We start from the raw sequence: 10,462 nt of genomic DNA on the forward strand, positions 1-10,462 counted from the left end.
GAAACCTCCCGAATCAACAATGGCAACTACAGAATCACATACGATTCCAGCCCTTCAACCCCCAACACAGCCAACGCGACATCCCCTTGACATCAAACACGAAGCAAATGTGTGCGCACGCTAGCCCACAAGGGGAGAAGGGAAAGGCGCTCATTTCCCCGCAGTCCCCACCGTCTCCAGCGTCTTTGGCGTCGTCAGCCGGCCATGGCCCGAGACGGCATTGCCCGCTTCCGGCGCCAGCCGCATGAAGGTGATCGACGCTGCAGCCGAGACCGCCGCCACGATGAAGAAGGCGATGTGGAAGTCGCTCAAGGTCAGCGGCCCGCCATGGATAGAGGTCGACACTTCGAGGATGCCGCCGGCCAGCGCCACGCCGAGCGCGATCGACAATTGCTGAAAGACCGCGGTGATCGGCGTCGCCTTGCTGGTGTCGGCGGGCGTGATCTCGGCATAGGAGAGCGCATTGACGCCGGTGAAGAACATCGAGCGGATGAAGCCGCCGACCAGCAGTATCGCAAGCATCAGCGCATAAGGCGTCTGCGGCGTGAAGAGGCCGTAGATGGCAATCGAGCCGGCCGCGATCAGCGAGCCCCAGATCAGCACCCGGCGGAAGCCGGCGAGGCGGAAGAGCAGCGCGGTAACGAACTTCATGCCGATGGCGCCGATCGCCGAAACGAAGGTGATCATGCCGGACTGGAACGGCGTCAGTCCAAAACCGATCTGGAACATCAGCGGCAAAAGGAACGGCACCGCGCCGATACCGATGCGAAACAGCGAGCCGCCGAGCACCGAGGACCGGAACACCTGGTTGCGGAACAGTTCCAGCGCCAGCAGCGGATTCCTGGCACGGCGCGCATGGATAAGATAGAGCACGCCCGAGACCACGCCGACAGCCACCGTGATGAAGCCGGCCATTGGCGGCAGCGCCGGCAGGCTGACGACGGAAAGGCCGAAGACGACGCCGGAAGCGGCGAGCCCCGAGAGCACGAAGCCGGGGAAATCGAGCGGCGGCGTCTCGGCCGGCTCGGTTTGCGGCAAAAAGCGCGTGGCTAGCCACATGCCGATGAGCCCGATCGGCACGTTGATCAGGAAAATCCAGTGCCAGGTGAAATAGGTGGTGATGAAGCCGCCGATCGGCGGCCCGACCAGCGGCCCGACCAGTGCCGGCACCGTCAGCCAGGACATTGCGGCGACCAGCTCGCTCTTCGGCGTGGCGCGCACCAGCACCAGGCGCCCGACCGGCGTCATCATCGCGCCGCCGATGCCTTGCAGGAAGCGCGACACCACGAAGGCCGGCAGCGAATTGGCGAAGGCGCAGGCGACCGAGCCGGCAATGAAGACGCCGATCGCGGCGCGAAACACGTTCTTGGCTCCGAACCGGTCGGCCATCCAGCCGCTGATCGGAATGAAGATCGCCAGCGACACCAGATAGGACGTCAGCGCCAGCTTCAACGCGATCGGGCTGGTGTGGATGTCGATGGCGATCGCCGGCAGCGACGTCGCGATCACGGTCGAATCCATGTTCTCCATGAAAAGTGCGACCGCCAGGATGAGCGGAATGATGCGGTTCAAGGGAGCGCCCTGACTTGTCTTCGCGAATCTTGAGCCTGGCTTGGGGGCGAGCCGGCACGCTGGGGCGGTTATCACGCATTGGCCCGGATGTCGTATTAAATTGCTGTTACTTTTGTGCGACCGCAACCCCTGGTGGCTGCCCGCGGTGCTTGATGAATAGAAGCTCTATCGCTATTGTAGTGAAAATAACTACAAATAGGTGCAATCGTGGATGAAGCCGTATCGGCTGCCGATGCTAATCGCAGATTCTCTCATATCCTGCGCGAGGTGCGTGAGGGCCAGAGCTACGTCGTGACCAGCCATGGGCGGCCGGTGGCTCGGATAGTGCCTGCCGAGAAGCACGAGGGCGTGGCCGCCCGCTCGCGCGCGGCATTGTTATCGCGGTTGGAACGGCAGCCGATCGCGGTTGCCGGACACTGGACACGCGACGAGCTTTACGAGGACGACCGGTGAAGGTCGCACTCGACACCAACATCCTCGCCTACGCGGAAGGGGTCAACAGCGCTGAAAAACGCGATATCGTTCTCGAACTGTTGCGCAGCGTTCCACAAGAGATTGCCATCGTTCCGATTCAGGTGCTGGGTGAACTGTACAATGTGCTTGTCCGCAAGGCCGGGCGATCGCGGGAAATAGCTCGGGACGCGCTCTTGAGTTGGCGGGATGCGTTTCCGGTTACCGCAACGACGCCCGAAATGATGATGATGGCAGCCGACCTGGCCGCCGATCACCATTTTGGCATCTGGGATGCAGTCATTCTTTGCGCCGCCTCGCAAACGGGTTGCCGGCTCCTTTTGTCCGAGGACCTTCAAGATGGCTTCACTTGGGGCGGCGTAACCGTCGTCAACCCATTTGCGTCGCCGCGACATGCTTTGTTCGATGCTCTGCTTGACGTCGAATAGGAACCCGGCGCGTCGCGCAACGATCCGCTTTTCTTCCAATCCGGGACGTGTTACCAGCCAGCGCCAATCCTGAAAGGGAAGATCAGAGTCGGCGCTGGCCATCTTGGCCCAGCGCCTTTTCCGCATTCAAAAGGACTGGCCATGGCAAAAATCATCGAAACGTCCACCGGCGCGCTGGCGCTGACCTTCGACGACGTGCTCCTGCAGCCCGGCCATTCCGAGTTCATGCCGGGCGAGACCGACATCCGCACGCGCATTGCCGGCGACATCGACCTCAACGTGCCGATCCTGTCGGCCGCCATGGACACCGTCACCGAGGCGCGGCTGGCGATCGCCATGGCGCAGGCCGGCGGCATCGGTGTCATCCACCGCAACCTTACGCCGGCCGAGCAGGCCGAGCAGGTCCGGCAGGTGAAGAAATTCGAATCCGGCATGGTCGTGAACCCGGTCACCATCGGCCCGGACGCCACGCTCGCCGACGCGTTGACGCTGATGCGCGGCAATGCCATTTCCGGCATTCCGGTGGTCGAGAATGGCGGCACCGGCGGCCACACGGTCGGCCGGCTGGTCGGCATCCTCACCAACCGCGACGTGCGCTTTGCCTCCGATCCGGCGCAGAAGGTCTACGAGCTGATGACCCGTGAGAACCTGATCACGGTCAAGGAGAACGTCGACCAGGACGAGGCCAAGCGCCTGCTCCACAAGCACCGCATCGAGAAGCTGGTGGTGGTCGACAGGAAGGGCAATTGCGTTGGCCTGATCACCGTCAAGGACATCGAGAAGTCGCAGCTCAACCCTCATGCCACCAAGGACGCCCAAGGCCGCCTGCGCGCCGCCGCGGCTACCAGCGTCGGCGATGACGGCTTCGAGCGCGCCGAGCGCCTGATCGACGCCGGCGTCGATCTTTTGGTCATCGACACCGCGCACGGCCATTCGCAGCGCGTGCTGGACGCGGTGGCGCGGGCAAAGAAGCTGTCCAACTCCGTGCGCATCCTTGCCGGCAACGTCGCCACCGCCGACGGCACTCGGGCGCTGATCGACGCCGGCGCCGACGCCGTCAAGGTCGGCATCGGCCCGGGTTCGATCTGCACCACCAGAATCGTCGCCGGCGTCGGCGTCCCGCAATTGTCGGCGATCATGTCGGCGGTCGAGACGGCCAGCAAGGCCGGCGTGAGCGTCATTGCCGATGGCGGCATCAAATATTCGGGCGATCTCGCCAAGGCGCTCGCCGCGGGCGCAAGTGCCGCCATGATCGGCTCGCTGCTTGCCGGCACCGACGAGAGCCCGGGCGAGGTCTATCTGCACCAGGGCCGCTCCTTCAAGGCTTACCGCGGCATGGGCTCGGTCGGTGCCATGGCGCGCGGCTCGGCGGATCGCTACTTCCAGGCCGAGGTCCGCGACACGCTGAAACTGGTTCCGGAAGGCATTGAAGGGCAGGTTCCCTACAAAGGACCTGTGGCTGGCGTGCTGCACCAGCTTGCGGGCGGCCTGAAAGCCGCTATGGGTTATGTGGGTGGACGTGACCTTGCAGATTTCCGCGAGCGCGCCACTTTTGTGCGCATATCCAACGCCGGACTTCGTGAAAGCCACGCCCATGACGTCACGATCACCCGCGAAAGCCCCAATTACCCGGGCGGACTTTGATCGGGAGGCCGATCAGTCCGACCGCCAGGGGCTGTGGCGTGGCTTGAGTGTGGCGGTGCTGCGGCTGTCGCGTCACGCGGCAGCGCTCTCCATCGCCTCGATTGCGCTTTTCCTTGTCATGACGACGCTGGAGTTTTTCTATTTCCAGCGCTTGAGCGGCGGCCTGGCCTCGCTCGACATACGTGTCGCCGGCTTCACGCCCGATGACGGCATGGCGTGGCTGACCGCGCTTGGCCGGCGCGGCGGCGAGATCATCATCGTCTGGCACTACCTGACCTTCGACCTTTTGTTCCCGGCGCTGCTGTCGCTCACGCTGGTCAGCCTCATTCTTGCCTTCGGCCGGCGGCTCAGCACTTTCCGCGCCATGCCGGTGCAGGTGCAGGCTTTGTTCTCGCTTGTGCTGGTGCTGCCCTACACGATCGCCGACTATGCCCAGAACCTCGCCGTCGCGCGGCTGTTGTCCGATTTTCAGTCGGCCAATCCCGATTCTCTGGCGTTCGCCTCTTTTCTGACCGTCACCAAATTCGCGTTGCTGGCGATCCCATTCTTCGTCATCGCGGTGTTCGCGCTGGCCGGACAGCGGCGGCGCTGACAGAAGGAGGGGACGGACAAATGCACCAGACCGCCATCTTCTGGCCGATGCTGGCGCATGTGCTCCTGGTCTACATCGTCTATCTGGTGATGCTGAAGCGGCGCTATGAAGCCGTGAAGTCAGGCGAGGCCAGGATCAGCCAGTATAAGGTCCGCTCGACCGAACCGGCCTCGAGCGTCACCGTTGCCAACAATTTGATAAACCAGTTCGAGCTGCCGGCTCTCTTCCATGTGCTGTGCCTGGCGCTGTTCGTCACTAACGGCGTGAACTATCTCACGCTGGCGCTGATGTGGCTGTTCATAGTCACGCGCTATATTCACGCCTGGGTGCATCTCAACAGAAACTATGTGCTGCACCGCAGCCGCACCTTCTTCCTTGGCGGCGGCATACTTCTCGTCGCCTGGATCTGGTTCGCATTCCACCTGCTCGGGGCGGTGTGAAGCGGGGCGGCGTCTACAGATCGAACACCGCGATCCTGCGCTTGTCGAACTTGATGCCGATCTCGCCGCGCACCAGCCTTAGCGCCTGCTCGCCGAAAACGGCACGCCGCCAGCCTTGCAGCGCCTGCACGTCGGCTTCATCGCCCTCGGCGGCTATACGGTCGATATCGTCGCTGGAGGCAAGCACCTTGGTGGCGACGCCTTCCTTCTCGGCGACGATCCTGAGCAGCACTTTGAGCAGTTCCGCCGCCGCGCTCGATCCCTCGGGCGGCTGCACGCTTTTCGGCAGTTTCGGCATCGCGTCCTTGGGCAGTGCCAGCGCCGTGTTGACCGCGCCAAGCAGCGCGGTTGCGGTCGCGGAGCGTTCCCAGCCTTTCGGCGTCGTGCGCAGCTTGCCGAGTGCCGCCATATCGCGCGGCGCCTGCTGCGCGATCTCGTAGATCGCATCGTCCTTGAGCACCCGGCCGCGCGGCACGTCGCGCTCGCGCGCCTCGCGCTCGCGCCAGGCGGCAACGGCCTGCACGATCGCCAGCTCCTGCGGCTTGCGCAGCCGCATCTTCAGCCGCTTCCAGGCATCCTCGGGATGCGGATCGTAGGTCTCGCGCGAGGTGAGAACATCCATCTCCTCGTTCAGCCAGTGGGCGCGGTCCTCGCGCTTCAGCTCGGCGCTGAGATGCTGGTAGACCTCGATCAGATGGGTGACGTCGGCGAGTGCGTATTCGAGCTGCTTATCGGAGAGCGGCCGGTGCCGCCAGTCGGTGAAGCGCGAGGATTTGTCCAGCCGGGCTCCGGTGACCTTCTGGACGAGCTGGTCATAGGAAACGCTGTCGCCGAAGCCGCAGACCATAGCCGCCACCTGTGTGTCGAACACCGGATGCGGCACCAGGTCGCCGAGATGGACGATGATTTCGATGTCCTGGCGTGCCGCGTGGAAGACCTTCAGCACCGCTTCGTTGGCCATCAGCCGGAAAAACGGCTTCAGGTCGATACCGGGCGACAACGGATCGATAAGCGCCTCAATCCCAGGCGCGGCGATCTGGATCAGGCAAAGGATCGGCCAGAAGGTCGTCTCGCGGATGAATTCGGTATCGACGGTAACGAATTCCGACTTTTCGAACGCCGCGACGACGCTCTCGAGTTCTTCTTGAGTGGTGATGACGTGCATCAAATCGCTTTTGGCAGAGTATTAGGTCCCTTTCAATTTCAGCCGCGCGTGCTTTCGTCAAGCGTCGCGACGTGGTCACGCACCGCTACGTTCGCGTCTTGGCAATTCCGGCAGGCCCGGACGCGGCTGTTCAGGCCTGGCCGGCCGGGGTTTCCATTCGCCGTCCGGCAGCTCCGGCGCACCCGACGCTCGACCCGGTGACCGTCGGCCGAGCGCGCTAGCGGCCGCCAGGCTGAGCACGATGAACGGTATGCCGACGCCATAGGCCGAGCGAATACCCCAGTGGTCGGAGACGAAGCCGAGCAGCGGCGGGCCGAGCAGGAAGGCGACGAAGGATATCTGCGACAATGCGGCGACGTTGATCGCGGCGGAGCGATCCGTCATCTGCGCTGCCGCCGAAATCGCCAGCGGAAAGATGGCACTGCAACCGATGCCCATCAGCGCAAAGCCCAGCATCGAGATGAAGGGCAGGGGCGAGAAGAAGACGATGAACACGCCGGCCGCCATTGTCGCCAACAGCACACGCGCCACGCCGCTCGGCGAATGGCGGTCGACGAAGCTATCGGCGAAGAAGCGAGTCGTCGCCTGCGAGAAGGCGAACAGCGCCACTGTGATCCCGGCAACGAACGGGCCCGCTTCGAACACGGTGCGCATATAGATCGCCGACCAGTCCATGCTGGCGCCTTCCATCAGCATTGCCGACAGCGTTACCGCGACGAGGATGAGGATCGGCAGGGTCGGCCGGGCAAACATAGGCGGCTTGTCGCTGGTCGCGGCGAAACGGGCAGGCGCCGGTTCGAAGCCTGCGAGGAACAGCGCCGTCGCAACCGCCACCATCGGCACGACCAGCGCCAGATGCAATTGAGCCGACAGGCCGAGATGCGCTAGCGCGCCGCCGAACAGCCCGGCGCCGAAGAAGCCGATGCTCCAGAACGAATGCGCCCGGTTCATGATGCGGCGCTGGAGCAGGAACTCGGTCCTGTCGGCCTCGACGTTCAAGATGATCTCGACGCTGCCAATCACCAGTCCGACCGGAAGCAGCATCACAAACAGGGCGGCCGGGCCGGGCGCATGCACCGCGACGGCATAGGCAATCGCGAGCAGCGGCACCAGCAAGAGCAGCGCGCGGCGAAAGCCGACACGCTCCAGGATCGGTGTCGCCAGCGTCAGCGCAATCAGGGTGCCGATCGGCGTCCCGATCAGGGCGAGTCCGAGCGTGCCGTCCTCGATTCCCATGGCATGCTTGATGTCGGGCAGGCGCGGAAAGATATTGCCCATGGCAAACGAATAGATCGCGAAGCCGGCATAGACGCGGTGCTGGGGGGCGAGTTTCAGGCCAAGGGTCATCACGGCAATCCAAATAAGGAGATTTTGGCGGACGGCCCCTCATGTCCGTCGGCGGTCCTGTTTCTTGCACGAACAGGCAAAACATGCAATAACGTGCACAAAGAAATAGGATCGTGCATGCTCACCGAGGAACGGCACCAACTCATTCGCGACCGGCTTGCGGCGGACGGAAAAGTGCTGGCAGGCGAGCTCGCCAGCCGTTTCCGCGTCTCGGAAGACACGGTGCGCCGCGATCTCAGGGAACTCGCCAAGGCCGGGCAGTTGCGCCGCGTCTACGGCGGCGCCGTCGCCGCGGCGCCCTTTGCCGCCGCGGCGCTCAGCCAGCGCAGCCGTCATGCGGTGGAGGAGAAGACGCGCCTGGCCAAGGCGGCGGTTGGTCTGCTCGCCGCGGGGCAGTCGCTGTTCATCGACGGCGGCACGACCAACGAGGCGATCGCCAGGGCGATCCCGCGCGACATCGAACTGACCGTCGCCACCAATTCGCTGGGCGTCGCCTCGGCGCTTGCGGACCTTCCGCTTGTCGAACTGATCGTGCTCGGCGGCCGCTATGTGCCCGATCTTGGCACCTGCGTCGGCGCCGATACGCTCGCCGCCGTGGCGCAGCTCGGCGCCGATCTGTTCTTTCTCGGATCCTGCGGTCTGGATGTTGCGCGCGGCATCACCGCCTTCGATTCGGCCGAGGCCGAGGTGAAGCGCGCCATGGCCCGGAACAGCGCCGGCATCGTGATTGCCGTAACCAACGACAAGCTCGCCACCGCGGCACCCTATCGTGTCGCGGGAGCGGGCGCGATCCGCCATCTCGTGGTGGAAAAGACAGCGCCTCCAGCCGTCCTCGCCGATTTCGAACACTTCGGCGCGCAAATCCACCTGGCCTGATATCCGGCATGGCCGAGTGTGACCGCTTGCCTTGACAAAGCGTGCCTCTCATGCGCTTTTCGCGCCAATTTTCAAGCCGGGCCGATGCCCGCAATTTCCGGACTTTACCCATGACCACGCATCGTTACCGCAGCCACACCTGTGCCCAGTTGAGAAAGAGCGACGTCGGCAATTCCGTCCGCCTGTCGGGCTGGGTGCATCGCGTGCGCGACCATGGCGGACTGCTCTTCATCGACCTGCGCGACCACTACGGCCTGACCCAGATCGTCGCCGATCCGGATTCGCCGGCCTTCAAGGTTGCCGAGACGTTGCGCGGCGAGTGGGTGATCCGCGTCGACGGCGAGGTCAAGGCGCGTCTGCCGGAGACCACAAACGCCAACCTGCCGACCGGCGAGATCGAGATTTTCGCGCGCGAGATCGAAGTGCTGTCGGCCGCCAAGGAGCTGCCTTTGCCGGTGTTCGGCGAGCCGGATTATCCGGAAGACATCCGTCTGAAATACCGCTTCCTCGACCTGCGCCGCGACACGCTGCACCGGAATATCATGGCGCGCACCAAGATCATCGCCGAGATGCGCAAGCGCATGGGCGAGGTCGGGTTCACGGAGTTCTCGACGCCGATCCTGACCGCCTCGTCGCCGGAAGGCGCGCGCGACTTCCTGGTACCGTCGCGCATACATCCCGGCACCTTCTATGCGCTGCCGCAGGCGCCGCAGCAGTACAAGCAGCTGATCATGGTCTCCGGCTTCGACCGCTATTTCCAGATCGCGCCCTGCTTCCGCGACGAGGATCCGCGCGCCGACCGCCTGCCGGGCGAATTCTACCAGCTCGACCTCGAAATGAGCTTTGTCGAGCAGGACGACGTGCTCTCCACGATGGAGCCGGTGCTTCGCGGCGTCTTCGAGACTTTCGCCGCCGGCAAGCCGGTGACCCAGAAATTCCGCCGCATTCCCTATGACGAGGCGATGCGCACCTACGGCACCGACAAGCCGGACCTGCGCAACCCGATCGAGATGCAGGCGGTCTCGGATCATTTCCGCGATTCCGGCTTCAAGGTGTTTGCCAACATTCTGGCCAACGATGCGAAGGCCGAGGTCTGGGCCATTCCGGCCAAGACCGGTGGCAGCCGCGCCTTCTGCGATCGCATGAATTCCTGGGCGCAGGGCGAGGGCCAGCCGGGACTGGGCTATATCTTCTGGCGCAAGGAGGGCGACAAGCTCGAAGGCGCCGGTCCGCTCGCCAAGAACATCGGCGAGGAACGCACGGAAGCGGTCCGCCAGCAGCTCGGCCTGGCAGACGGCGATGCCGCGTTCTTCGTCGCTGGCGACCCCAAGAAGTTCGTCATCTTCGCGGGCGCCGCGCGCACGCGTGCCGGCGAGGAGCTGAACCTCGTCGATCGCGAGCGGTTCGAGCTCTGCTGGATCGTCGACTTCCCGTTCTTCGAATGGAACGAGGACGAGAAGAAGATCGACTTCGCCCATAATCCGTTCTCCATGCCGCAGGGCGGCATCGACGCGCTCAACGGCCAGGAGCCGCTCGGCATCAAGGCATTCCAGTACGACACGGTCTGCAACGGCTTCGAGATCGCGTCCGGCGGCATCCGCAACCACCTGCCGGAAACCATGGTCAAGGCTTTCGAGATGGTCGGCCTGGACCGCGCGACGGTGGAAGACCGCTTTGGCGGTCTCTACCGCGCCTTCCAGTATGGCGCCCCGCCGCATGGCGGCATGGCGGCCGGCATCGATCGTATCATCATGCTGCTCGTCGGCGCCAAGAACCTGCGCGAGGTCACCATGTTCCCGATGAACCAGCAGGCTTACGACCTGCTGATGAGCGCGCCTTCCGAAGCGACCCCGCAGCAGCTGCGCGAGCTGTCGCTGCGCGTCGCGGTGGCGAAGAAGGAAGGCTAGGCCTCAGAGCCGAGCCTCAC

At 64.1% G+C, this 10,462-nt stretch carries 10 protein-coding genes; 7 read left to right on the forward strand and 3 right to left on the reverse strand.

Annotation, left to right across the window (positions count from 1 at the left end; genetic code table 11):
• Positions 1–150: 150 nt before the first annotated feature.
• Entirely contained in the window at positions 151–1,572 is a 1,422-nt protein-coding gene (locus RFM68_RS09380; protein ID WP_320232463.1) for an MFS transporter, read from the reverse strand.
• Positions 1,573–1,779: 207 nt separating this feature from the next.
• Between RFM68_RS09380 and RFM68_RS09385 the strand changes: the two genes are divergently transcribed.
• The 5 genes from RFM68_RS09385 (at position 1,780) to RFM68_RS09405 (ending at position 5,147) form a co-directional block, all read left to right on the forward strand.
• Entirely contained in the window at positions 1,780–2,025 is a 246-nt protein-coding gene (locus tag RFM68_RS09385; RefSeq protein WP_320232464.1) for a type II toxin-antitoxin system Phd/YefM family antitoxin, read from the forward strand.
• Positions 2,022–2,471: a PIN domain-containing protein gene (locus RFM68_RS09390; protein WP_320232465.1), complete on the forward strand. Its 450-nt coding sequence runs from the start codon at positions 2,022–2,024 to the stop codon at positions 2,469–2,471. The genes RFM68_RS09385 and RFM68_RS09390 overlap by 4 nt, the downstream gene beginning before the upstream one ends.
• A 141-nt stretch (positions 2,472–2,612) precedes the next feature.
• Positions 2,613–4,115 carry an IMP dehydrogenase gene (guaB, locus tag RFM68_RS09395; RefSeq protein WP_320232466.1) on the forward strand — a complete coding sequence of 501 codons (1,503 nt, stop codon included), beginning with the start codon at positions 2,613–2,615 and terminating at the stop codon, positions 4,113–4,115.
• 43 nt (positions 4,116–4,158) lie between these two features.
• Positions 4,159–4,707, forward strand: a complete 549-nt coding sequence (locus RFM68_RS09400) for a hypothetical protein (RefSeq protein ID WP_320232467.1) — start codon at positions 4,159–4,161, stop codon at positions 4,705–4,707.
• Between the two features lie 20 nt (positions 4,708–4,727).
• Complete coding sequence (locus RFM68_RS09405; RefSeq protein ID WP_320232468.1) at positions 4,728–5,147, forward strand: MAPEG family protein; 420 nt, start codon at positions 4,728–4,730, stop codon at positions 5,145–5,147.
• Positions 5,148–5,160: 13 nt separating this feature from the next.
• Here RFM68_RS09405 and rnd read toward each other — a convergent pair whose 3' ends face one another.
• Together rnd and RFM68_RS09415 are read right to left on the reverse strand one after the other, a co-directional pair.
• The gene (gene rnd / locus RFM68_RS09410; protein WP_320232469.1) at positions 5,161–6,312 is read right to left on the reverse strand and encodes a ribonuclease D; all 1,152 of its coding nucleotides are present in this window, start codon (positions 6,310–6,312) and stop codon (positions 5,161–5,163) included.
• Positions 6,313–6,387: 75 nt separating this feature from the next.
• Positions 6,388–7,659 (reverse strand): MFS transporter, encoded by a 1,272-nt coding sequence (locus RFM68_RS09415; protein ID WP_320232470.1) that lies wholly within the window; start codon positions 7,657–7,659, stop codon positions 6,388–6,390.
• Between the two features lie 117 nt (positions 7,660–7,776).
• Here RFM68_RS09415 and RFM68_RS09420 point away from each other — a divergent pair, with 117 nt between their 5' ends.
• A complete protein-coding gene (locus RFM68_RS09420) occupies positions 7,777–8,535 on the forward strand; it encodes a DeoR/GlpR family DNA-binding transcription regulator (RefSeq protein WP_320232471.1) in 759 nt (252 codons plus the stop codon).
• 110 nt (positions 8,536–8,645) lie between these two features.
• Positions 8,646–10,442, forward strand: a complete 1,797-nt coding sequence (aspS, locus tag RFM68_RS09425; RefSeq protein ID WP_320232472.1) for an aspartate--tRNA ligase — start codon at positions 8,646–8,648, stop codon at positions 10,440–10,442.
• The last annotated feature ends 20 nt before the right edge of the window (positions 10,443–10,462 follow it).

The sequence above is a fragment of the Mesorhizobium montanum genome (assembly GCF_033977145.1).
GTDB classification, from domain to species: domain Bacteria; phylum Pseudomonadota; class Alphaproteobacteria; order Rhizobiales; family Rhizobiaceae; genus Mesorhizobium; species Mesorhizobium montanum.